The sequence below is a fragment of the Pasteurella oralis genome, assembly GCF_002850605.1.
Lineage (GTDB): Bacteria > Pseudomonadota > Gammaproteobacteria > Enterobacterales > Pasteurellaceae > Pasteurella > Pasteurella oralis.
The window spans coordinates 15,744-41,468 of sequence record NZ_NXGB01000008.1 but is presented as its reverse complement, the minus strand read 5'-3'; the positions used below and the strand labels follow the sequence as shown (position 1 = coordinate 41,468).

The 25,725-nt window shown below is 39.3% G+C and carries 20 protein-coding genes and 1 CRISPR repeat array; of the genes, 15 read left to right on the top strand and 5 right to left on the bottom strand.

The window, feature by feature from the left end:
* The first annotated feature begins 15 nt into the window (after positions 1-15).
* The 15 genes from C0975_RS09675 to cas3f all read left to right on the top strand — a co-directional run bounded on the left by C0975_RS09675 (position 16) and on the right by cas3f (position 20,375).
* The gene (locus tag C0975_RS09675; protein WP_101776188.1) at positions 16-720 is read left to right on the top strand and encodes an ABC transporter ATP-binding protein; all 705 of its coding nucleotides are present in this window, start codon (positions 16-18) and stop codon (positions 718-720) included.
* Positions 721-740: 20 nt separating this feature from the next.
* On the top strand, positions 741-1,958 hold the full coding sequence (locus C0975_RS09670) for an ABC transporter permease (RefSeq protein WP_101776187.1): 1,218 nt from the start codon (positions 741-743) through the stop codon (positions 1,956-1,958).
* On the top strand, positions 1,951-3,486 hold the full coding sequence (locus C0975_RS09665) for an SUMF1/EgtB/PvdO family nonheme iron enzyme (protein ID WP_101776186.1): 1,536 nt from the start codon (positions 1,951-1,953) through the stop codon (positions 3,484-3,486). Before C0975_RS09670 ends, C0975_RS09665 begins: the two co-directional genes overlap by 8 nt.
* A 1-nt stretch (position 3,487) precedes the next feature.
* Positions 3,488-4,210, top strand: a complete 723-nt coding sequence (locus tag C0975_RS09660) for a hypothetical protein (protein ID WP_101776185.1) — start codon at positions 3,488-3,490, stop codon at positions 4,208-4,210.
* A 3-nt stretch (positions 4,211-4,213) separates the two neighbouring features.
* Positions 4,214-4,696, top strand: a complete 483-nt coding sequence (locus C0975_RS09655; RefSeq protein WP_101776184.1) for a hypothetical protein — start codon at positions 4,214-4,216, stop codon at positions 4,694-4,696.
* 61 nt (positions 4,697-4,757) lie between these two features.
* The gene (locus C0975_RS09650) at positions 4,758-6,239 is read left to right on the top strand and encodes a hypothetical protein (protein WP_101776236.1); all 1,482 of its coding nucleotides are present in this window, start codon (positions 4,758-4,760) and stop codon (positions 6,237-6,239) included.
* A gap of 12 nt (positions 6,240-6,251) precedes the next feature.
* Entirely contained in the window at positions 6,252-7,643 is a 1,392-nt protein-coding gene (locus C0975_RS09645; RefSeq protein WP_101776183.1) for a hypothetical protein, read from the top strand.
* A 132-nt stretch (positions 7,644-7,775) separates the two neighbouring features.
* Positions 7,776-10,358, top strand: coding sequence for a DNA mismatch repair protein MutS (gene mutS / locus C0975_RS09640; RefSeq protein ID WP_101776182.1), 2,583 nt, complete (start codon positions 7,776-7,778; stop codon positions 10,356-10,358).
* Positions 10,359-10,616: 258 nt separating this feature from the next.
* Complete coding sequence (locus tag C0975_RS09635) at positions 10,617-10,808, top strand: hypothetical protein (RefSeq protein ID WP_101776181.1); 192 nt, start codon at positions 10,617-10,619, stop codon at positions 10,806-10,808.
* 15 nt (positions 10,809-10,823) lie between these two features.
* A complete protein-coding gene (gene csy1, locus C0975_RS09630; protein WP_101776180.1) occupies positions 10,824-12,158 on the top strand; it encodes a type I-F CRISPR-associated protein Csy1 in 1,335 nt (444 codons plus the stop codon).
* An 8-nt stretch (positions 12,159-12,166) separates the two neighbouring features.
* Entirely contained in the window at positions 12,167-13,150 is a 984-nt protein-coding gene (csy2, locus tag C0975_RS09625; RefSeq protein WP_101776179.1) for a type I-F CRISPR-associated protein Csy2, read from the top strand.
* Positions 13,151-13,152: 2 nt separating this feature from the next.
* On the top strand, positions 13,153-14,157 hold the full coding sequence (gene csy3, locus C0975_RS09620) for a type I-F CRISPR-associated protein Csy3 (protein WP_101776178.1): 1,005 nt from the start codon (positions 13,153-13,155) through the stop codon (positions 14,155-14,157).
* Positions 14,158-14,159: 2 nt separating this feature from the next.
* The gene (gene cas6f / locus C0975_RS09615) at positions 14,160-14,720 is read left to right on the top strand and encodes a type I-F CRISPR-associated endoribonuclease Cas6/Csy4 (protein ID WP_101776177.1); all 561 of its coding nucleotides are present in this window, start codon (positions 14,160-14,162) and stop codon (positions 14,718-14,720) included.
* Positions 14,721-14,862: 142 nt separating this feature from the next.
* Positions 14,863-15,910: a CRISPR direct-repeat array (repeat unit 28 nt; unit sequence GTTAAACATCGTATAGATGGCTTAGAAA).
* A gap of 150 nt (positions 15,911-16,060) precedes the next feature.
* Positions 16,061-17,041, top strand: coding sequence for a type I-F CRISPR-associated endonuclease Cas1f (gene cas1f / locus C0975_RS09610; protein ID WP_101776176.1), 981 nt, complete (start codon positions 16,061-16,063; stop codon positions 17,039-17,041).
* Entirely contained in the window at positions 17,022-20,375 is a 3,354-nt protein-coding gene (cas3f, locus tag C0975_RS09605) for a type I-F CRISPR-associated helicase Cas3f (RefSeq protein ID WP_101776175.1), read from the top strand. Before cas1f ends, cas3f begins: the two co-directional genes overlap by 20 nt.
* A gap of 43 nt (positions 20,376-20,418) precedes the next feature.
* Here cas3f and rfaC read toward each other — a convergent pair whose 3' ends face one another.
* The 5 genes from rfaC to C0975_RS09580 form a co-directional block, all read right to left on the bottom strand.
* Positions 20,419-21,381: a lipopolysaccharide heptosyltransferase RfaC gene (gene rfaC, locus C0975_RS09600; protein WP_101776174.1), complete on the bottom strand. Its 963-nt coding sequence runs from the start codon at positions 21,379-21,381 to the stop codon at positions 20,419-20,421.
* Complete coding sequence (gene waaF / locus C0975_RS09595) at positions 21,378-22,424, bottom strand: lipopolysaccharide heptosyltransferase II (protein WP_101776173.1); 1,047 nt, start codon at positions 22,422-22,424, stop codon at positions 21,378-21,380. The genes rfaC and waaF overlap by 4 nt, the downstream gene beginning before the upstream one ends.
* 86 nt (positions 22,425-22,510) lie before the next feature.
* Positions 22,511-22,918: a copper chaperone PCu(A)C gene (locus C0975_RS09590; RefSeq protein ID WP_101776172.1), complete on the bottom strand. Its 408-nt coding sequence runs from the start codon at positions 22,916-22,918 to the stop codon at positions 22,511-22,513.
* Positions 22,919-23,018: 100 nt separating this feature from the next.
* Positions 23,019-24,440, bottom strand: coding sequence for a sucrose-specific PTS transporter subunit IIBC (locus C0975_RS09585; RefSeq protein ID WP_101776171.1), 1,422 nt, complete (start codon positions 24,438-24,440; stop codon positions 23,019-23,021).
* Between the two features lie 255 nt (positions 24,441-24,695).
* Positions 24,696-25,715, bottom strand: coding sequence for a substrate-binding domain-containing protein (locus C0975_RS09580; protein ID WP_101776170.1), 1,020 nt, complete (start codon positions 25,713-25,715; stop codon positions 24,696-24,698).
* Positions 25,716-25,725 lie beyond the last annotated feature (10 nt).

The window sequence follows — 25,725 nt, the reverse complement described above, 5'->3', positions numbered from 1 at the left end:
GATAAGGATAACTTTGTGCTGATCATTGAAAATATGTCTGTGACGAGGGGTAAAGGAGAACAACGCTTTACCGTTTCTTTACCGCATTTGAGCTTAAATGATGGTGGGGTTGTTGCGATTCAGGGAACGAGCGGCTGTGGAAAAAGTACCTTATTAGAAATGATTGGTTTAATTCTTAAACCAGAACAATTGTCTCATTTTCAATTAGGAAAACAGTCAGTGTTAGTGGACATTCACCCCTTGATTCAGCAACAAAATCAAAGGGCTTTGGCAAGTATTCGGGCTGAAAAATTGGGTTTCATGCTACAGCATGGTGGTTTACTGCCTTTTTTAAGCGTAGCTCAAAATATTGCGTTGCCTAATGCATTGTTGCAATCTGAAATGGATCAACAATGGATAAGCTTCTTGTGTGATGAATTAAATATTAATCACTTACTCAGTAAATATCCAAAACAATTGTCAATCGGCGAACGCCAAAGAGTCGCCTTTATTCGCGCAGTCGCGCATAAACCTTTGTTGTTATTGGCAGATGAACCGACTTCTGCCCTTGATCCTTATCATGCAGATGTATTATTTGAGTTGATTTTGAAGTTGGTTGCACAACAACAGATTTCTGTATTGTTAGTAACTCATGATTGGGAATTAACTCAGCGTAAACAGCTGCGAACCTTGCAAGCGCATTTAGTTTCAGCGCGGCAAGCGGTATTTAGCGAATCTTAAGTTGAAAAAGTGAATAGCACATGGCATTGATACAAAAAGTGAATTTGTTGAGTAAGTTAGCATTGCGTGATTTGTTATATGATCGCAAGGTGTCTTTTTGTATTATCGCTTCCTTGATTGCGGTGATTGCGCCATTGTTACTGTTATTTAGTTTGAAATATGGAATTGTTTCGCAGCTGCGTTCACAACTTGTTAATGACCCACGTAATTTGGAAGTTAAAATTGTCGGTAATTTAAATTTATCACCAGATTGGTTTGCATGGTTAAAACAGCAACCAGAAGCAGGTTTTGTGATGCCATTGACTCGCTCACTCAATACAATTGTTGATTTACGTAGTGACACTCGACGTTTTATATCAGATGTCGAGCTATTACCGACAGAATCTGGTGATCCTGTATTAGCACAACAGCAATTGCAGCATGCACAGGGCATGGTATTAAGCGCATTAGCGGCGGAAAAATTAGCAGTTAACGTTGGTGATAAAGTGGCATTACTTGCTACGCGAAAGTACGAAGGTGTCACAGAAAAAGGCATTGTTGAATTGATAGTTGAGGGTATATTGCCCGAATCGCAATTTACTCGGGCGGCAGCGTTTGTGCATTTAGCCACATTAGTTGGGATTGAAGACTTTCGCGATGGATTACAGACCGCACTTTTTCCAAACATGCAAGGTAAAACAAACGAACAGGCAAGGACGACATTTGCACGCGCTAGAATTTATGCCACGAGTTTAGAGGATGTTGCCCCTTTGGCATTAAAATTGCGCGAGAAGAATATTGATACACGAACAGAAGCGAAAGCAATAGAAAATGTCAAGGCTATTGATTCAGTACTAAATGTGATTTTTATGGTTATTGCGATGACATCCGTCATCGGCTGCATTCTCTCTTTAATTGGTGCCTTTTTAGCGAATATTGATCGTAAACGCAAAGAAATTGCGGTGCTACGCTTGCTCGGTTTCCAGTCACTTGGTGTGATGGGCTATTTGGTTTTGCAAGCGGTTATTTTAAGTAGTGCAGCTTTTATACTCTCTTATCTTTTTTTCTTAGTCGGTAGTCAGCTATTTAATCAAATATTGACCAGTAATTTAGCTGACACGCATTTTATTAGTAGCTTACATCCATTGCATTTAGTTTCAGCATTTATCCTTGCCTTTATTTTAGCCGCAATTGTGGCAACAATTGGTGCTATGCGTGCAATACGTATTCAACCAGCGGAGAGTTTACGTGATGTTTAAATATGCCTATTCTTTTCTAGTGATCAGTTTAATCAGTGCTACAGCACAGGGAGCATGGGAAGAAAAATTTTATAACCCTCAACCATTAGAAAATGATGTGATTTTGCCTTTACCTTGTGAAGGCAGTATGGTGTTTCGTGTCGTAAAAACAAATACGCATAAGCCATTGGAAGATATGCCCGTGACTTTAGGTGGTAATAGTGAGCAAGATGGCTACGCAGAATATGCAACGCCTAATTACATTGCAGGTGGTTTTGCGGATAAAAACCAAGAACGTTTCTTTTTGATTGCGAAATACGAGGTTACGGAGTCGCAATATCAAGCTGTGATGAGTGAAAAATGCAGTGCGCCCAATATGAAAGGTTTATTGCCAATGACTCATTTAAGTTGGTTTGATGCGATGAGCTTTACTCAAAAATATAATGAATGGTTGCTTAAAAATGCGAAAGATAAGCTTCCTAAAGAAGATGGGATAGTAGGTTTTGTGCGTTTACCGACCAATACCGAGTGGGAATTTGCTTCCCGTGGTGGTATGGCAGTGACTCCATCGGAATTTCGTGAAAAAGTCTTTCCGATGGAAGGTAGCTTGATTAATTATGCATGGTTTAATAATGCGAAGTCGGCCAATGGTCGTTTACAGATTATTGGTCGCTTAAAACCCAACCCATTGGGGTTATTTGATACTTTAGGTAATGCCAGTGAAATGATGTTTGATAGTTTTAAAATGAACAAGTTAAACCGTTATCATGGGCAAGATGGCGGTATTATTTCACGTGGTGGGAGCTATTTAAAATCTGAAGCTGATGTGAACAATGTATTGCGTTTAGAAATTCCATTTTATGATCAAAATGGAGCGAAAAAGGCTAAAGATATGGGCTTTCGCGTTGTTATCGCGGCACCATTATTAACATCAAGTGAACGAATTAAGTTGATGGAAAAAGAGTGGGCGGCTTTAGGGCAAGATAACCAAGCGAGCGATCAAGGTGAAAATACGAAAATTGTCGATAAGTTAGAGCAGCTTGCGAACAATACGTTGGATGAAAAATTAAAACAAGAGTTAAATAATACGAAAGAGCAATTGCGTGCGGCTAATTTAGAACGTGATGAACAACGTGATTCAGCAGTTCGTTCAGCTTTACAACTCGGTGCTTTTTTATGCGCTAATGTGTCAGATTTACAAGGTGAAGTTGAGCAAAATAACAAAATTGTTGAAGCCATGACCGCACTTTATCCAAACTCGGATAAAGAAACCAATGCCAGAAATCGCTTGTTAGAATCAGAAAAAGCACGGGATTTTGTGTTGAAATATTATGCTGATACAATTGTAGCCAGTTCAGCAACTTATCATAAAGCCACGATTCAAGCACAAGTTGATCGAACAAATAATATCGTGAAGAGTAGTGGTAAGGGGAATTTAACTCAATATGTTGATCTTTATTGGCGACATCTTGAACAATATTATCAAGATGGCAAAATAAATCGCCAGCAATGGCTAGATAAATGTACTCAAATCAAACAGGGGAACTAAAATGAAAAAATCAAGCAAATCAATCTTTAGTGTCTTGACACTTTCTGCAGCAATTGCGTTAAGTGGCTGTCAAAATGCAGGTTCAAGTTATTTTGGCACGAAAAGTAGCTTATCTACTGGTGAAGAGGCTGAATTTTTTAGTGATTCAGGTTTAAGTGCTTGTGCTTGGGGCGCTGCTGGTGGTGCGGTGCTTGGTGCGGGTACAGCATTATTAGCAGGTAAAAATGCATCAACGGCAACAGTCGCTGGTGTGGCTGGTGCTGCGGTCGGCTGTGGTGCATTAATGGGGACTAACTATTATCTTGAGAAACAACGTAAAGCCTATTCGAAAAAAGAAGATCGCTTAAATTCTTATATTGCTGAAACACGTAAAAATTCAGAGATGGTTAGAAAAGCGACATCAAAAGCGAAAACACAGCTCGATAAAAATAATCGTGCTTTAGCGAATTTGAACAAACAATTAAAATCAGGTGCGATTCAAAAAGCGGACGCACAAAAACAATTAGTGCAAATTGATGCGGATATTAAAGCTGCACAAAGTAATTTAGCATCAATGAAGAAAAGAGCACAGACTTTACGTGAAGTGGCAAGTAAAGAAAAATCAAATGGCTTAAATGTAGGGCGTTTTGAAGCAGAAATTGCCAGTTTGAATAAACAAATTGCAGCTTATGAGCGTTTAGTTGACGCCTCTTCTAAACAACGTTCAGCAATTCAAATAGGGTAAGTTATGAAAGGATTAAAGTTAACATTTTTAGCATCTGCCATATTTGCGTTGACAGCTTGTTCCGTCACACCAGAACAATGTGACCCAAGTGTTGAATCTAGTGTGTGGAATAAAATGGTATGTTCTACTTCTGGCACTTATGATAGTCGTGTTCGAGAAAAAGAACAGACATTACAAAGTGAAAAAAGTAAAAACACTGCGCTAAATAAAGAATATGCAACTGCACAGAAAAAAGCGAAAGCATCGCAACGCACCTTAGCGCAAAAAAAAGCTGAGTTAGCACAGTTGAATAAATCTGTCAGCGATTATGCGGCACAGCTTAAACAAAAAGCGAAAGGCAGAGATGATGTGTTGGCTGAGGTGAAAAAAGTGGAGCAACAGTTGAAAAATATCAATGGCTCTACGGCAAGTGAAGAAGCCAAACAAGCTGAAGTCAAAGCATTACAGCGTAAGCTAGAAGCATTACAAGCCGCAAGCGGTATTTAATTGAGCTTGATTAGGCAGTCTAATGGCTGCCTATTTTTTATCAATTTCATTGGAAAGAGTTATGCAACGTTTAGCCCGTTTTACTATTCAAAATGAAAATCAGTCTGCTATAGATTTGTTGTCTCGTTATGACGAGTTAATGCATATTATTGTGCGCCATTTGCCCCCGAGCACTGCGACATTATTTGCGCGTCCAGAAGTGCAAGCGGATGGTAAAACGATTGAATGGTATAGTGATTTACAAGGACAACCTTATCTATTAGGTAACAATGTTGCAGATCAACAAAAATTTGTTGAAATTCGACCGCACTTAGAGCAGCGTTTGCAAGCAATTGCCCAATTAAATCAAGATTTAGTTAGACAAGGGGCGATTAGTGCCGAACAATCACGTTGGCTTACTTTGTTAGTTGAAGGTGCAAGCCATAACACCAAACAAATTTATGTAGTTAATAATGAGCCAGTCATTACAGGGTGGGGAATTGGTGAGAAACCTGCTGCACCGCCACCACCAATTGTACCACCAGTAAAAAAACGCCCTTGGTGTTGGTGGTTATTACCTTTGTTATTATTACTGTTAGCGCTATCGCTTTGGTGGTGGTTTTGGTTACGTGCTGCTGAAAAGCCGCCTGAAGCTGTTAAGACGCCTCCTGTGATTGAGCAGCCAAAAGAAAGTAAAAAAGTAGAAGAAGTCAAACCAGAGCTGCCTAAAGTTGAGCCTGTACAGCCAGAGTTGACAGAACCAGTTAAACAAGAGCCTGTACAAGAAAAAGTAGTCGAGCCAACGAAAACAGAAGAGGTTGCCTTAAAACCTGTACAGCCTGAAAAGCCAAAAGTCGCTGAACCACCGAAAAAAGTGTGTTCAATTTCAACCAAACCGGGGGAAAGTCCACAGATGGTGATTATTTTTGATAATTCGAGATCCATGTTGTATTCCTTATTAGAAAATAATCAGAGTATTGAACAGTTCCATTGGCGTTGGGATCGTAATTTAGTCACCCCAGAAGATTTTGCTTATATGCGTCGTTCACCAAATCGTCTAGAGGTGGCGAAAAAATCGTCTTCTAGCATTATCAATAGTATCGCTAAAACTGTGGATATTGGTTTAGTGGAGTTAAGAGGTTGCCCTGCTGCCAATAATCATGGTTATTACAGCCCAGCTAAACGTAAACAATTACGTGCCAAAATAAGCTCCATGCAGCCAGCGCCTGATAACGATCCTGTCGCAGGTGGTACGCCTTTATATAGTGGCTTACAAAAAGCAGCGGGTATGGTTGATGGTAAAAAACGTGATGGTTTCATTTTAATTTTAAGTGATGGGGAAGATTCTTGTGAAGTGGGGGATGTTTGTGCTTTAGCAAGACAAATTGCCAAGCATCAGCCTCGTTTAAAAATTAATGTCGTCGATATTGGCGGTGCCAAAGGGGCAAACTGTGTTGCTAAAGCGACGGGTGGTAAAGTCTTTACTGCAAATAGCCAGAAGCAATTGATTAACATGATTAATCAAGCCGTGAAACCAATCACGGAAGTTGAAGTATGTAAATAGTGAGAGGTTAACATGCAACGTTTAGCACGTTTTTCTATACAAACAGAAAATCAAGAAGCCATTGAACTCCTTTCACATTATTCGGAAATTGAAGGGATTTTATTGCGCCATTTGCCACCAAGCACAGTCACTTTATTTGCGCGTCCAGTGCTGCAAGTGGATGACAAAATAATTGAGTGGTATACTGATTTACAAGGTCAGCCACAATTATTAGCTAATAGCCAAGCTGATCAGAAAAAATTGGCTGAAATTCAACCGCACTTAATGCAGCGTTTAAATGCAATTCGTCAACTGAATCAAGAACTGAGCAGTAAAGGACAGATTAGTACAGCACAATCTCAACTTTTAACGCAATTAGTTGAAGGTGCAAGTCATCACACCAGACAAATTTATTTAGTTAATAATGAACCTGTGATTACGGGTTGGGGGATTGGTGAAAAGCCGACGGAACCTATGCCTGTCACGCCAGTACCTGTGACAAATAATCGTCATCGTTGGTGTTGGTGGCTATTACCTTTATTATTACTGTTGCTTGCTTTCCTATTATGGTGGTTCTGGTTGCGTGTGCCTGCTGTTGAGCCTGTGAAAGTAGAACCTATTATTGAACAGCCAAAGCAAACACCGCCTGAACCTGTCAAAGTGGATGAGCCGAAAGAAGAAGCGCCGAAAGTGGAACCTGCGCCGCCAGAGAAAGTATGCCGTCAGAAAATTATTCCTGCAGAAGCACCACAAATGGCGATTATTTTCAATAATGCCTCAGGCATGCGCTATACGATTAAAGAAGGGATTAAAAAGATTGATGATTTTGATAAACGCTTAGCACGTGAAGCAGTTCCCCAAAAGGACATTGATTACATGTATCGTAAGCCAAATCGTTCGACCGCTTCAAAAGTGGCGGTCAATAATATTTTAGCATCCATTGATCCGAATATTGATATTGGCTTAGTAGAATTAAAAAGTTGTTTAAGTAAAAGTAAAAAAACATCCGCAGCGGTCTCGCATGGTATTTTTACTTCTGGGCAACGTGAAACATTGAAACAAAAAATCAATCAAATGAAAGTCCGTCAAAACCAAGTGCCAGGCACACCAATTTATGAAGGATTAGAGAAAGCATTGACAATGGTGGATGGTATTGAAAGAGAAGCGTTGATTTTATTAATTACTGAAGGTAATGGCGATTGTACTTTCCGCGATCCTTGTCAGTTAATTCAACAAGCGCTACAACGTCGTCCAAAATTAAAAGTCAATATAGTGAGTATTAACTCACCTTGGAATGCCACTGATTGTTTAGCGAATTTAACGGGCGGGCAAATCTTTAATACTGAAGTGAATAGTGAAATTCAACTCACGGAATTGATTAATAAAGCAGTGAAATCGGTACAAACTGAAGAAATATGTGAATAACTCTTTTTTACAGTAAACAAAAAGCAGGCAATCATCAGAATGCCTGCTTTTTTGTCTGGATAAAGCTATATTTTGTCCCGCCATTTTATGCGAAAATAGACCGCACTTTTGTTATTGATTATAGAGATAAGCATGGATAACTTAGAATTGCATACGCCAATGATGCGACAATACATCGCACTTAAAGCAGAAAATCCCGATATTTTGTTGTTTTATCGCATGGGGGATTTTTATGAGCTATTTTATGATGATGCGAAAAAAGCGGCAGCATTGCTTGATATTTCATTAACTAAGCGTGGACAGTCCGCAGGACAGCCTATTCCAATGGCTGGGGTTCCTTATCATGCAGTTGAAGGTTATTTGGCTAAGTTAGTGCAATTGGGTGAATCGGTAGCGATTTGTGAACAAGTCGGCGATCCTGCCACAGCCAAAGGGCCGGTTGAACGTAAAGTGGTGCGCATTGTCACACCTGGTACCATAAGTGATGAAAGTTTGTTACCAGAACGTCAAGACAATCTGATTGCAGCACTGTATCAAGAAAAAACACGTTTTGGTTTAGCCATTCTAGATATGAGTTCTGGACGCTTTCAAATTAGTGAGCCAGAAGATCAAGCCAGTTTACAGGCAGAATTACAGCGTATTTCCCCTGTAGAGATTCTATATTGTGAAGATCTTGCGGATTTTTCTGCCATTGAACATTTCAAGGGATTGCGTCGTCGTCCTATTTGGGAATTTGAATTAGGCACGGCAGTACAATTACTCAATCGTCAATTTAATACCAAAGATCTACGTGGATTTGGCGTTGAAAAAGCGATTTTAGGCTTATGCGCCGCAGGTTGTTTATTGCAATATGCAAAAGATACTCAACGTACTGCGCTGCCCCATATTCAAAGCATTACACTTTTACAACATACTGAAAATATTCAATTGGATGCAGCAACGCGCCGTAATTTAGAGTTAACTCAAAATTTAGCCGGAGGCACTGAAAACACGTTAGCTTCAGTCTTAGATAAGTGTGTTACTGCAATGGGCAGTCGTTTGTTGAAGCGTTGGATTCATCAACCGATTCGTGATGTAGAAAAGCTTACTCAGCGTCAACAAACAATAAGTGCAATTTTAACACAAGATTTAGTGTCAGAGCTGCAACCACATTTACACCAGATTGGTGATATGGAGCGGATTTTAGCACGTGTAGCATTGCGTTCTGCACGTCCGCGCGATCTCACACGTTTACGCACAGCATTAGCGCAAATTCCCGCAATTCGTCAAATTTTACAACAGCAAATTTCACCAAATCTGACCGCACTTTTACAGCCGATAGGTGAGTTTGCTCAACAACTTGATTTATTACAACGCGCATTAATTGATAACCCGCCGATGTTAATTCGTGATGGGGGGGTAATTGCAGAAGGTTATAATGCAGAACTTGATGAATGGCGTAGTTTGTCAGATGGCGCAACGCGTTATTTAGAAGATTTAGAACGTCGTGAACGTGAAAGTACAGGTATTGATACCTTAAAAATCGGTTTTAATGCAGTACATGGTTATTATATCCAGATTAGTCAAGGGCAAACGCATAAAGCACCAATGCATTATGTCCGCCGCCAGACCCTTAAAAATGCAGAACGTTATATTATTCCTGAGCTGAAAACTTACGAAGATAAAGTGTTAAAAGCTAAAGGTGCTGCTTTAGCCTTAGAAAAACAGTTGTATGAACAAATTTTTGATGAACTATTACCGCACTTGGGCGCTTTGCAGCTAGCGAGTTTGACTTTAGCGGAACTAGACGTGCTAACGAATTTGGCGGAAAGAGCAGAGCGCTTAAATTATATCGCCCCACAATTTAGTGATGAGATTGGTGTGCATATTCAACAGGGACGTCATCCCGTAGTAGAACAAGTTTTGAAAGAGCCGTTTATTGCAAATCCAGTACAACTCAACTCGCAACGTCATCTATTGATTATTACTGGACCCAATATGGGCGGTAAAAGTACCTATATGCGTCAGACGGCATTGATTACCTTAATGGCGTATATGGGTAGTTTTGTGCCCGCAGAACACGCACTGATTGGACCGATTGATCGTATTTTTACCCGTATTGGTGCGTCAGATGATTTAGCCTCTGGGCGTTCTACTTTTATGGTAGAAATGACCGAAATGGCGAATATTTTACATCAAGCCACGGCACAGAGTTTGGTACTCATTGATGAAATTGGGCGCGGTACTTCGACTTATGATGGCTTATCATTGGCTTGGGCATGCGCGGAATGGCTTGCGAAAAAATTACGCTCACTGACATTATTTGCCACGCACTATTTTGAGCTGACCGTATTACCAGAACAGCTGGCTGGTAGTGCAAATGTACATTTAGATGCGTTAGAACATAATGATACCATCGCATTTATGCATTCCGTACAAGAAGGCGCAGCAAACAAAAGCTACGGTTTAGCGGTAGCCGCCTTAGCGGGTGTACCACAATCGGTCATTAAACTGGCAAAGCAAAAATTAGCACAATTAGAAAAGCTATCACAACAAAATGCTGACCAGCGCATTCAAGATTTACGCCAACTCAATCAGACGCAAGGCGAATTAGCGCTAATGGAAGAAGATGATGGTAAACATGCAGTTTGGGAAATGCTCGAAAAACTTGATCCTGATGAACTGAGTCCAAAACAAGCACTGGCGTATTTGTATCAGTTGAAAAAGTTAGTTTGAGTTTTATAGAAAGTGCGATAGACTAAAGGACCGCTGAAAAGTGGCTTAGAAAATGTACTCTTGTGCATTCTTTATATGTTTTGTTACCGCCGTATAGGCGGTTTTCTTTGCTCTTTCTTACATGTAATTTATGTATCTTATTCATCTTCATTTTCATCCATGTAATCATGAGTATTTTTTATCTAAAAAATTTATTGACATAATTAGATCTTATTCGTAGAATGATCTTAAATTAATCACCTTTAAAGAGGTAGTAATATGAACAAACATAAAAGAAAAAATGATATCTATATTAAAGGATGTAATAAAACTTCTATAACTATTTACCAGCAAATAAATGTTCCTACTATAGAAAAACCAGTTTTAGAACAAAAACGCAAAATAGAGAATATAGCGACGATTGCTAAGCAGTTGCTGTTAGTTGCTAAGATAATAATCTATTTATTTTGATAAGGGCATTTAATCATGAGTTCAAATATTAAACAATATATTTTAGCTTTTCTACAAGAGCAAAATTATAAAAAATCTGAAAAAGAACGTAAGGCTCTCGAAAAAGCAACCTCTAATGCAGAAATAGAGCAGCTCTCTGAGAGCATTCGAGAATTTGATGAAAAGTACCGATTTGATAATTGGGTGGCTAATGCCGCTAATATCATGGCAAAGCAACTGCAATTTGGTACACATATCGCCAAAGGTATTCACCCCGATGCAAAGGGGGATAATGTTACTTTCCAAGCTGAGACTGATTTATCCAATCAATATGTCGGTTCACAGAGTGCTATCAATTTAGTATTAGATGCTAATGGAAATGCTGCTGCCCTTCCATTAGCTGCATTTTTTAATATTATTGTGGATGAACAAAAACAGTTAAAATTACGAGATCTTTTACTCTCGGATGATCCACAATTAATCGGTTGTTTTGCTGATGATCTCGCATTATCTGAACAATATAAACAACAGTTTCAACAAGCCCTTAAAGGCGACTTAACTCAACCAAGTACTCACGAACGTAATAAACAACTATTATGGGCTAATAGTGAGAATGCAATTGAAGATGATGATTATACGTGTTTAATTCCACTTTATCCCTCTTCTCTAACTCATGCTTTCTATCAAAAAATTAATCAAAATCGGTATTCTGAACAAAATAAACAAGCCCGTGAGAATCGATATAAAAAAACATCTGAGCAAGTAAGTTACCTTTCCATTAACCAGCTCGTCACAGTCGTTTTAGGTGGGAGCAAACCACAAAATATATCTCAGTTAATGAGTGCACAAGGAGGGCGTAATTATTTATTACCTTCCTTACCCCCTATTATGTCTTTTTCAGGTCAGCTTAAAATCACAAAGAGTCAGAATACTATTTTTAATGATAGATTGGCATATACATGCCGTTATGGCTTACGTCAATTGTATGAAGTGATAAAAAATAAAAAAAATATTTATCAAGTACGTGACGAGCGAATTGATGCCTTAAATATTATTTTAAGGACATTGCTATTTCACGCTAGTTTATACCAACGGTTACCAGCAGGGTGGTCGAAAGAATATCAATTAAATATGCATGAAAAGTACTGGCTTGATCCAAAGCGCACAGAATTAGTCGAGGAAGAAGCATTTCGTGCAGAACGTGAAAAAGGAGATTGGGTGGCAGAAGTAGAACGTAGTTTCGCTTTATGGTTAAACCGATGTTTACAACGCCGTTTCCCTAAATTAGCGCATGATTTTGCTGATGCAGAATATAACGAATGGCGTCGTAATATACGTCGCTCCCTACGCTATCGTTTACGCCATTCCTAGGAGGAGATATGTTTCAAACTGATTACTATATTTTATTTGATCACATTAAACTACAGGGCGCCAATGCGATTTCTGGTCCGTTAAGTTATGGTTTTCCTGCATTAACAGGGTTTACTGGCGCTATTCATGCACTGAGTCGTAAGTTAACTCATCATAATGTGCAATTAGGTGGCGTGATGATCGCGTGTCACGATTATGAACTACAAACCTATCAAAATTCGCCATTTTCTGACCGTACTTTTAAGCAAACCCGTAATCCAATCAAACGAGATGGTAAATCTGCCTCTATTATTGAAGAAGGTAAGATCCATTTAGATGTTTCGTTAGTCGTTGAAATGCATGTACCTGATCAACATTTATATGATGCGTTGGAAAATAAACAAAGCCAAACTGCACAACAGTTCTTACAGGAATGTAAGCAGTTATTATGGCAACAGCGCATTGCAGGTGGTTCGGTCTTAAAGATTGGTGATGTACAATTATTTAGCTTAGCAGAAGAACTGGATATTCCATTTGCTTTAATGCCCGCCTTTGTGCTGATGGATGCGAAGGCAGATTTGGTTAATATTACAACAGAGCTACAGACGGGATTGCGCGTAGATCTATTAGACGAAGATGGTAATTCACAATCATCACAAATCAACATTCAGCCAGAAGCGACCGCACTTGATGCATTGTTAGAAATGGCAACCTTACACCATATTCCAAATCATCCACAAGCAAGCTCACTTGATTGGCAAGTCTACAGTGTTAAACAAGATCGAGGCTGGCTAGTACCAATGCCTGTGGGATATCAAGCGATTTCCCCTTTGTTTGATGCGGGGCAATTACAGCATTGCCGTACGACACAATATCCAAGCCAATATGTTGAAACTATTTATAGTTTAGGCAAGTGGGTTTTCCCATTTAGCTTACCTGATGCTCTTTCCCAATGTTTTTGGCGCTATCGCGCTCCACAAAATAACCTTTATCTGATTTCACAAGGAGAATAATAATGAGTAAATTATCAACCCCAAGCGTATTAGCATTTGAACGTAACTTGGATATTTCAGATGCGATTTTTAGCCAAAAAGACAGTAAAAATGATCAAGATGAGCTTACCGCATTGCGCATCCGTGAAAAATCAGTGCGTGGTACGATTTCGAATCGCCTTAAAAATGCGATTACAAATGATCCCGCGAAATTGGATGCAGAAACCGAAAAAGCGAATTTACAGCGTGTTGATGTGGCAACGTTAGATAATGACAAGGATACTCTAGTTGCCAGTTTTAGTATGAAAGTGCTGCCATTTACTGGGCGACCAAATGTGTGTAACGATCAGCATTATCAACAGCAAGTGATGACGGTAGTACAGCAATATTTGACGCAAACAGGTATTGATGAATTAGCTAAGCGTTATGCAATGAATATCGTTAATGCCCGTTGGTTATGGCGTAATCGTATGGGGGCTGAGCATATTCAAATAGAAGTGAAGTGTGGTGAGGAAATTATTCGTTTTGATGATGCGAAACAATTTTCCTTAAACAGCTTTACATATGAAGATAGTAAGATTCAACGTATTGCAGCTGAAATTAAATCAGGCTTACTCGGTGAAAAATTTGTGATTCTTTATATCACAGCTTATGCCAATATGGGGTATGGTCAAGAAGTATATCCATCACAAGAACTTGTGTTAGATAACTCAACGACTAATCGCAAAAGCAAAATTTTATATGAAATTAATCAAAAAGCAGGCATGCATTCCCAGAAAGTGGGTAATGCGATTCGCACGATCGATACTTGGTATGCAGATGAAGTGGCTTTCCCAATTGCTGCAGAACCTTATGGTGCAGTGACTACGTTAGGGACCGCATTTCGCCAACCTAAAGCAAAACTGGATTTTTATACGCTATTTGATAAGTGGGTGCTTAAAGGTGAAGCCCCAAGCATTGAACAACAACATTATGTGATGAGTGTTTTAATCCGTGGTGGTGTCTTTGGGGCAAGCGGTAAGGAATAATTATGACAAGCCATTACATTGAACTGAAAGCAATTCCGCAAATGGATATGCTACAAAGTGAAGTAGTTGGACATTGTATGCAAATATTACATAAATTCTTACCGCACTTTGAAGGGCGAATGGGCGTCGCTTTTCCCGCTTATGGATTAGGACGCACACTTGGCGGTATTTTGCGTGTTTTTGGTAACCAATCTGATTGTGATCAGCTATATCTACAATTGTTACAAGCGGGGTTGCAAGATTATGCCTTAATTAGTGAAGTGAAAAAAACGCCTTCAGCAATAGAGTATCGTTGTTATAGTCGTGCCCGTCGTAAAGGGCAAAGTGCTATTAGTCGTACGGAAAAGTTTTTAAAAAGTATTGATAAATGGCATGAAGGGATTCGTGAGGAAATGCAACAACGCCAACAAAACACGCCCTATTTTCCACATGTACATTTAAAAAGTGCAAGTACAAATCAACGTTTTATTTTGGCAATAAAAGCCAATAAAACATCTCAGCCTTATATTGCTCAATTTAGTAGTTATGGGCTAAGCAGTAAGGCAACGGTGCCGCACTTCTAACCCTAATTTATAACCCTTTTTTCTAGCTAGATAAATTAGTTAATAAGATCAAAGGGTTATAAATATACTGTAAAAAAGGGTTTTTCTTTCAGATGTTCTTTAACAATTTGAAGAATAAATGAATTTTTGTTAGTGTTATGTAGTTAAACATCGTATAGATGGCTTAGAAATTTATCGAAGCAATAAATGCTGGCATTCTGATGTTAAACATCGTATAGATGGCTTAGAAAATTAGCAAACTGCACAGTGCAGCAATGTTGCTGTTAAACATCGTATAGATGGCTTAGAAAAGAGCTTGAAGATTTAAATATTGAAAAATCACGTTAAACATCGTATAGATGGCTTAGAAATTTGCTGTCAACACGGTTTTATCCGCTTATTTGTTAAACATCGTATAGATGGCTTAGAAATGCACTTATTGCATTTTTAACTAAAGTATTATGTTAAACATCGTATAGATGGCTTAGAAAAGAAACGCCACAAGAAGCCCCTACCATATCTTGTTAAACATCGTATAGATGGCTTAGAAATCGCGCTATTTATATGATTTATGATGAAATATGTTAAACATCGTATAGATGGCTTAGAAAGCTTTCGTTTTACTCCTAAAGGTGAATTGCGCGTTAAACATCGTATAGATGGCTTAGAAATACGCATGTTACGCGATCAGGTAAAAAGTTAAGTTAAACATCGTATAGATGGCTTAGAAATTAACGGGTGTGGTATCCGCACACCAGCGTTGGTTAAACATCGTATAGATGGCTTAGAAAAAATTCGTAAGTTTTCGCCGTCAAGCGCAAGCGTTAAACATCGTATAGATGGCTTAGAAATTCATGCTCAAAAGTTGGCATATTAATAAATTGTTAAACATCGTATAGATGGCTTAGAAAGTCTTCTGAAACTGTTTTTATACCTTTTAATCGTTAAACATCGTATAGATGGCTTAGAAAAAGCTGTGGCGCGATTAATCGGTCGTCATAACGTTAAACATCGTATAGATGGCTTAGAAAACGATAAAGAAGTTGTTTTAGTTACTTTAATGGTTAAACATCGTATAGATGGCTTAGAAACAACGAATCCAAAATCCCCAAGTAAAGGTAATGTTAAACATCGTATAGATGGCTTAGAAATTAAATTGCTGTTATTTGTTTCAAATACATCCGTTAAACATCGTATAGATGGCTTAGAAAACATTTCAGTTTTTAACTGTTCCGTTTTTGCTGTTAAACATCCTATAGTTTATGCACTAAAATAAGGAGTGTTATTTAAGCATATTGCAGAGATTTGACGGTATTTAAACTGAATTTTAATATTTCTATTTTTTGTTAAAGGAGGGCTTTGTGCGTAAGACACCTTATATTGTTTCATCAGATTTAAAAACCATTATGCATTCTAAGCGAGCGAATATTTATTATTTAGAACATTGTCGTGTGTTGTTAAATGGTGGGCGAGTGGAATATGTGACTGATGAGGGAAAAGAATCATTATATTGGAATATCCCTATTGCCAATACTAGTTGCCTATTATTAGGGAGTGGTACATCAATTACTCAAGCTGCAATGCGTGAGTTGTCAAAAGCAGGGGTGATGGTGGGTTTTTGTAGTGGCGGTGGTACACCTTTATTCAATGGAACGGAAGCAGAAATTGGTTGTGAATTTTTTAGTCCTCAAAGTGAGTATCGTCCAGTGGAATATTTGCAACAGTGGTGCCGATTTTGGTTTGATGATGAGAAGCGTTTAACCGTAGCCAAAACATTACAACAACGGCGATTATCTTTGTTAGAGGTTATTTGGGCTAAATTAGAATGGCATTTTTCTGCTGAAAAACTCGCCGCACTTGTACAGCAATATCAACAAGAATTTATCCGTGCGGAACATAGCCAAGCCTTATTGGCAGCAGAAGGACGTTTGACCACAAAACTTTATGCGTTAGCAAATCAAGCAACTCTGAATAATCCTGATTTTAAGCGGAGTGAGCGTGGGAATAGTATTGATACAGTGAATCAGTTTTTAGATCATGGTAATTATTTAGCCTATGGTTTAGGGGCAACTGCTTGCTGGGTACTGGGCTTACCACATGGTTTAGCGGTTTTACATGGCAAAACAAGGCGAGGGGGATTGGTGTTTGATGCGGCGGATATTATTAAAGACAGTCTCATTTTACCGCAAGCATTTATTTCCGCACAAAATGGCGAGTCAGAAAAAGAATTTCGCCAAGCTTGTATTCAAAATCTTCTTCACTTCGGGGCATTGGATATTATCATTGATACCTTGAAACAACTTGCCTTACAAGGAGCGTTAGATGAATATTCTGTTAGTTAGTCAATGTCAGAAAAATGCGCTGACTGAAACACGTCGTATCTTAGATCAATTTGCGGAACGTTGTGGTGATCGCGTATGGCAAACAGCTATTACGCAAGCAGGGTTGGAAACCCTATATAAGATGTTGCGCCAAACTGCACGTAAAAATACAGCGGTAGCTTGTTATTGGACACATGGTAAAAATATGACAGAGTTATTATGGATTGTTGGTGATAAGCGTCAATTTAATGAACAAGGGTGTGTACCAACAAATCGTACTCAGCGCAATATTTTACGTACTGAAGATGAAGTGAATTGGAAAGATGCTTATTCTGTTCAAATTTTGACCGCACTTGCAGCATTGTTACATGATTTGGGCAAGTCGAGTGTTGGTTTTCAGAACAAGTTAATTAAAACAAATAATGCACCTAAAGCTGCAGATCCATATCGGCATGAATGGATTTCAGCACGTTTATTTGAAGCCATGATTGTTGGTTGTGAAACGGATCGAGATTGGTTAATACGATTCGTTAATTGGGCAGAATTTGAACAAGAAAACCCCCAGTGGTTTAGCCATATTATTCAAGATGATGCGCGAAAAGATTTTGCAGGTTTTGCCCATTTACCACCACTTTCTCAAGTACTGATTTGGTTAATTACCTCTCATCATCGTCTTCCATTTAGTGAAAATTTTTTTACAAAGAATAAAAATTATCTCAGGGATTTACGGCGATACTGCAAACGTGATTTTAATTCCTTTTTTAGTCATTATCGCCCGATAGAACGCTGGGTGCTTAATGACTTACAACATCCCACACCACAACATTTTTGGCAATTTGACAATGTAGTGACACAAAGCCAAGCATGGCAGAAAGTCATGACGCGATGGGCAAAAAAAGCACTCAATCATCGCGCCTTATTTTCCTATTCTTACATTGAAGATCCCTTCGTCTTGTTATTAGCGCGTTTATCTTTAATTGCTGGTGATCATTATTACTCTTCACAAGCGAGAAATGCCGATTTAGGGGATAAAAAGTGTATTTTACTAGCAAATACAGATGAGGATGGCAATGAAAAACAAAGGTTAGATGAACATTTGTTAGGTGTTTGTCAAAGTGCGAGCCGATTTGCGCGTTTGTTGCCTAAGTTTAGCACAGAGTTACCGTACATTAAGCAACACAAACCTTTTGCTAAACCTGCCGGAAGTAGATTTGCTTGGCAGAACAAAGTGGTTAACATGGCTAAGATGCTACAAAAAAGTAGCGAGACGCAAGGATTTTTTGGTGTAAATATGGCGAGTACTGGCTGTGGTAAAACGTTTGCGAATGCCAAAATGATGTATGCATTAAGTGATCCTACTAAAGGGGCGAGATTAACGATTGCTTTAGGTCTGCGTGTGCTGACATTACAAACAGGTACCGCATTGAGCCAGCGTTTGGAATTGAAGAATGCCAAAGAACAAGATTATTTAGCGGTGTTAGTGGGCAGTAGTGCGGTCAGAAAATTATATGAGTTGCAGCAAGAGCGAGCGCAGCAGCTAGCAGCGCAAGGGAGCGAAAGTATCGAGCAATGGTTCGAGAATATGACAGTTGAAGGGGCTGCTTATATTGAAAGTGCGGTCGAAAATGAAGAAATTTCAGATTTTTTAACCAAGAAAGATCAAGCAATGAAGAAATTGCTGTATGCACCACTCGTCAGTTGTACTTTAGATCATATTATTGCTGCATCCGAAAGTGTGCGCGGTGGGCACCATATTGTGCCAACATTACGTTTATTAACGTCAGATTTAATTTTGGATGAACCCGATGACTTTGGGCTAGAGGATTTACCAGCGTTGAGTCGTCTAGTGCATTTAGCAGGCTTATTTGGCAGTCGTGTATTACTTTCTTCCGCAACCCTCACGCCAGATTTTATTACGGGCTTATTCCGCGCTTATCAAGCAGGGCGTAAAATTTATAATCAACAAAAAGGAATTGTTGCAGAATTACCCGTTTGTTGTGCTTGGGTAGACGAATTTCAGCAACAACAAATGGATTGTGGTAATGAGCAGGCTTTTATGCAGCGCCACCAACAGTTTGTCTTACAGCGTGCAGAAAATTTAGCGAAGAGTCCTGTACGGCGTAAAGCTGAGATTTTGACTTTACCCTCATTATCACCTAACGAAAATGAAATGTTTGATTATCGATTATTGGCTGAACAATTATTGAAGAATGCGGCAAAATTACATAGCTTTCATGGTGAAATTGACAGCAGAACCCAGAAAAAAGTCAGTGTTGGTTTGGTGCGTTTTTCGAATATCAGACCGATGATTCCGATAGCGCAAGCGCTATTGCAACAACAGGCAGGTGATGAGCTGGCAGATTATTGCTTCCATTTGTGTTGTTATCATTCTAGACAATTATTATTACTGCGTTCTCATTTAGAAGAAAAACTGGATCGTTTATTAGATCGTCATCAGCCACAGGATTTATATCAGCAACCTGAAATCATTTCAGCTTTAGCGAGCCATCCTGCTAAAAACCATGTATTTATTGTGCTCGGTAGCCCAGTCACAGAAGTAGGACGGGATCATGATTATGATTGGGCGATTGTTGATCCTTCTTCTATACGCTCTATTATTCAGCTCGCGGGGCGTGTGTGGCGACATCGTGCAGATAAAGTGGCAGAGCAGCCAAATATTTATTTATTGCCAACCAACTGGCGTGGTTTATCGCCAAAACGGGAACCAAATAAGCCTATTTATCATCGTCCTGGTTTTGAAAGTGAGTTAAATAAGCTGACAACGTATAAATTGGAGCAATTGATTTCAGTAGGTGATTTAGCACACATTCAAGCCACGCCACGCATTGTGAAGCCAGAAAATTTGCAGCCGACGGAAAAATTAGCCGATTTAGAACATCAAGTTATTGCTAGTTTATTGAATAATCCTCAAGATAATCATGTTAATTTGTATTGGGATCCTCGCTATACGAATCGATTATCGGCGAATTTACCTTTGATGACACGTTTTCGACAAAGTGTGCCAGAGCAAGAGGTAGTATGTAAATACAATGATGAATCTGCTTGGGGATTTTCGTTTTATGATATGGAGAATGTGAAACGAGATAATCGTAAGGCGTTGTCTAATATTGAATATAAAGCTATACAGTATCACCCTCAGGGCATGGTTAAACCTTGGTTAAATCAATCTTTAGAAGTGGCATTAGAACGATTGGCTGAAGATTTACAGTTAGATGATATGCAGGCAGTCCCTGTTGCTTATCTTAGTGCATCGCTTCAGACATTTGTGCTCAATTGGTATTACAATGAAATGCTTGGTTTTTGGGATAAGTACACAACATTAGGACGCTTTTAATATCACAATATGGCGCAACGCAAATAGAGGTTGCGCCATATTGTTAATGGGGAAGGGCAAGAAGTGCGGTCAGTTTTTGCAAAATTTCATCACTATGGATATTTGCCATACTGTCAGCGACTAAATAATGTTGATTTTTGCCATAAGCACCAATGAGTTTGGGATCTGTTGCGCCATATAAGGTAATGTTGAGTTTGTCTAATGCCGCAGTTAAATGGGCTAAGCCAGTATCAACGGAAATCACGGCTTTGGCATCGACAATGTGTTGGGCTAGTTCCGAGAGACTCGATTTGGCTAGAATCTGTACGAGAGGTAGACCTCGTGCAATGTAGTCTGCGCGTTGCTTTTCTAATGGATTAGACCAAGGTAGGCATACTTGTATACCCAATGCGGTCAGTTTTTCTGCTAATTCACGCCATTGGTGGTCAGGTAAAAATTTATCTGTTTTTGTTGTACCATGGAAGAACAGTACATAAGGTGTTGTGAGGGGTTGTTGTTGAAAATGGCTAGCAATCGCGTAGTCGCCTTGTGTGGTTAGTAATGGATAACCTAAACTTTGCGCAAATAGTTGACGGATACGTTCTACGGCATGTTGTTGATAGCTAATCGCGTAGTGTTTATCGTAAAACAATGCAGCAATAGGTTCGCGAATAGAATGGCGATCGTAGCCATGTTTACAGCCATTCGCTAAACGGGTGGCGAAAAAGGCGCTTTTGAATAAGCCTTGTGCATCAATTACCGCATCATATTGTGCTGCTTGTAATAAAGTGCGGTAGGTTTTCCATTGATTTCGTGTTGTCGTAGAAAAAGGGGATTTTCGCCAACGACGTAGTGCAATAGGAATCACCTGTTTTACTGCATTGTGCCAATGTGGAATTTCTACAAAATTTTCTTCCACCACCCAATCGACTTCTAGATTCGGCATTGCACGTTGAGCGTCCGTTAAGGCGGGCAATGTGTGTAAAATATCACCCATAGATGAGGTCTTAATCAAACAAATTTTCATACTTTATTTAGTAACTCAGTCAATTTTTCCAATACCATTTCAGGTTGAATATCAATCAAACTTTGATGATAGCCTTCTTCACTGTCTTTTCCTTTGCGTACTTTAATTAAGCCGCCTTCAATTAAGCGAATAATCACTGCTTGGTCAGATAACGGTGGTGTATAGGTTGGACTTGTTGGACCATAAAGTGCAACTAAGGGGCGCTTAACTGCCGCCGCAATATGCATTAATCCACTATCATTCGTTACAATTGCGGCACAATCTGCGATCAGATCGACGGCTTCATTTAGTGAAGTTTGCCCTGCTAAATTCAGACAGAATTGACGGAGTTGTTCAGGTAAAGCTTGGCGAATTTGTTCTCCGACGCTTTCATCTTTGTTTGAGCCAAATAAACGAATTGCATACCCTTGTTCAATTAGCATTTCAGCGAGTTTAGCATAATGGTAATGTGGCCAGCGTTTAGCTGGACCAAATTCAGCGCCAGGGCAAAAGCCAATGGCTGGTCGTTGTTGACAAAGTGCGGTCTGGTTTTTGAATTTTTCCAGTGTGGCTGCTTGTTGTACAGGATCGACTTGCAAGTAAGGTATCGGATAGACTAAGTTTTCTGCAGTAGGAGTCATTTCTTTATCGTAGCCAAGCGCAACGTAACGTTGCACCATCATTGGATACGCTTTTTTGTTACTACGTAGATCATTGAGCAGAATATAGCGACTTTCTCCTTTCCAACCTCGACGATGTGGAATATTGGCAAAAAATGGAATAAACGCCGATTTTAGTGAATTAGGTAAAATAATCGCTATATCGTATTGATCGCGCAACGCTTTTCCCAAACGGTAGCGTTCGCCTAAAGCAAAGTCTCCATGCCCTAATGGCATCGTAATGGCTTGGCGCACTTCTGGCATACGTGCTAATAATGGTTTACACCAATTCGGAGCCATGACATCAATGTCACAATGGGGGTATTGCTGTTTAAGGGTTTGATATAAGCTGTGCGACATCATCATGTCGCCGACCCAAGACGGTCCAATCACTAAGATACGCATTATGCTTCCATTAAGTTAGTCCAAAAAGAGAGTTTTATTGTAATCTGCTTTAAACAGAAGAAAAACGTTTTTCCTGATTAATGAGTTTAAGGCGAAACGACTTTAGCTTTGATATCAATTATTTCGCCATTATCAAAAAATAAGCTAATTGGATAGTCATCGCCGACTACAAGCGGTTTCTCAAGATTAAATACCATAATATGTAAACCACCTCGTTTCAGCTCCGTAGTGCTTTGGGCTGGAATTTGAATACCAGTGACTTCGAGCATTTTCCCATTCTGTGTACCATGTAATTCCAAGCGAGCTTTGTCTGCACTTTGTGCAATAGCGAGGCTTACTTCTTGATTGCTATTATTGTGCAACCGCATAAAAATGGCAGTAGGTTGCCCTGATTGTGCTGGAAAAATAATAGGCTGCTCTACCTTGATTTTAGCTAATAGTATGGTTGGGAAAAGTGCGGCACAAATCAGCAATATTCTGTATAAATGCATCATACTCAGGATCCTTCGTCGTAGAAATAGAAACATTATTATACGCGTTAAAAAAGAAAAATGCCGTGATAACTTCACGGCATTCAGTGTAGAGATTGTTTGATTATGCCTTCATTTGCTCTCGTTTAGCGAGAATCACGGTAACAGAAAAAGCAATAGTAGCAGAAATTGCCATGCCGACAATATACATCGCAAGACTATCTGGTTTAATTGATGGAATACCTGGTAAGCCTGCGGCACCTAAGGCAATGGCTTTGACATTAAAGAACGCAATAAAAGCACTCGAAATACCTGCGCCTGTCATTGCAGCGATAAATGGATAACGATAACGTAAGTTGACACCAAACATCGCAGGTTCTGTAATTCCTAATAGCGCACTGATACCCGAAGGTACGGCAATACCACGTACTTTTGGATCTTTCATGACAAAGGCTGCACCTAAACAAGCCGCGCCTTGTGCAATGTTTGACATTGCGGCAATAGGGAAGATGAAAGTACCGCCTGTACGTGCCACTTCTGCCAAGAGTTGAGTTTCTACGGCGATAAAGGTTTGGTGCATCCCTGTAATTACGATTGGCGCATACAGTGTCCCGAAAATGGCACCACCAATAAAGCCAAGTGTGTCATATAACCAAGTTAAGCCAGTACTAATCAATGAACCCGCTTCACGTCCAAATGGACCGATAATGGTGAATGCTAATAACCCAGTAATAAATAATGCAAAGAGTGGTGTGATTAAATTATCTAAGAATGAAGGCACAATTGTGCGTAAATTTTTCTCAAGTGTGGCTAATACCCAAGAGGCAATTAACACAGGAATGACGGTGCCTTGATAACCAACACGTTCAATTTCTAGACCAAAAATTTGCCAGTATTGAATGTTACCATTGGCTAAGGTTAAGGCATAGTTCCAACCATCTGCTAATGCAGGGTGAACAAGTAACATACCTAGTGCCGCCCCTAGATAAGGGTTTCCACCGAATTTACGAGTTGCGGAAAAACCTAGTAACACGGGTAAGAAAACGAAAGGCGCGTTAGCAACCGTATTAATAAAATCTACTAAGTGGGCGATAGCTGGGTAGAGATCGACGACGTTTTTTTCATCCACAAAGAAGCCCTTGGCCGTTAACATACTGTGGATACCCATTAATAAACCACCTGCTACGATAGCAGGGATAATAGGTACGAAAATATCTGCCAAGCCTTTGACTAAACGCTGTAGTAAGCCTTGTTTTTCATTACCAGCGGCAGCAACATCGGCACTAGTCATATCGCCGATACCTAATTGTTGACTTAATTCGGTATATACTTCATTAACTGTGCCAGAGCCAAATATAATTTGATATTGCCCGGCTACGGCAAATTGACCTTTTACACCTTCGATATTTTCGATCCCTTCTTTGTCAATTTGGCTTTCATCGACGACGACAAGGCGTAAACGCGTTGCGCAATATGCGACAGCTGAGATATTTTCTTTGCCGCCCAATTTTTCAATGACTTGTTGAGCAATAAGTGGAAAGTTCATGTTGAGTCACCTTAATCAATAGTAGATATTTAAACATTAAATGTATTTTAACTAAAACGTTTTAGTTTTGAAATATAAATTTACTAAAACGTTTTAGTTTTGCGGCGTAGATCACGTTTTTATTGAAAAAGCACTTTAGCAAAGTAGACATTTTCGTAAAACAGACTGCACTTGAAAGGAAAGATCATTAAAGCGTACAGAAGAAAGGTGCAATCCTTTCAGGAAAAAGGGAGTAAGTAGGGAAGAAGTGTCAAATCAATTGCGATAAATAATTTCACAGTCAATTTTTATATTGCTAGTTTGCTCGCCGTGCAAAATTTGTTGTACTGTTGCAAAAGCCTGTTGCGCAATAACTTGATGATTTTGTTTAATAGAATGAATATGAAATGGTAGGGCATTTAATAAATCATGATCATCAAATGTCGCTAAATGTAATTGACGGTTGAGCAAATGATCCATTTGTTGATGTTCAGTGAGATAACGTAAAACTCCTTCTAGTAGCGTATAGGAAGCCGTAAAAATTGCTTCAGGTAAGCGTCCTAAGCGCTGTTTTACTTCAGCTAACATTTGATAACCTGACTCAGGTTGATAAGTGCGGTGTAAAATCCAATCGTTTTGCGGTGGTATATGAGCTTGCGCGAGTCCAGTTAAAAAGCCTTGTAAACGTGATTCACTAGGTGAGAGCGCAAATTGACCACCAAAATAGACAAATTCTTTCGGTTGATATTTTTGGGCAAGATACTGAACAAGTTCAGCAATTTTGTCACTATCATTACTAATAATGTAACGTAGATCTAAATTAGGCACATAGCGATCTAATTGTAAAATGGGCGTTTGTTGAGCAATTTGTTGATAATAATAGGGATCTTGATGTGTTGGAGCTGTGATTAAAAAATCAATCTGACGATCCAATAAACGCTCAGTTGCGAGTTTTTCTTGTTGTGGATTGTCGTCAGAACAAGCGATGACAAGTTGTAACCCATTTTCATGACATTGTTTTTCTAACATTTTTGCCGTGTAAGCAAAACCATAGTTCGTTAAATCAGGAATCACTAGACCGATCACATTCGAGCGTTGAGTTTTCAAGGATTTTGCGTAAACATTGACACGATAACCTTCCGCTTGTGCAATAGCTTTTACACGCTGACAAGTTTCAGCTTTAATCTTAAATTCTTCACCACGACCATTCAAAATCATGCTCACTGTGGTAGTTGATAAACCACTGAGTGTGGCAATGTCATTGAGCGTAACGCGTTTTTTACTGGTATTTTTCATGGCTTCGCTG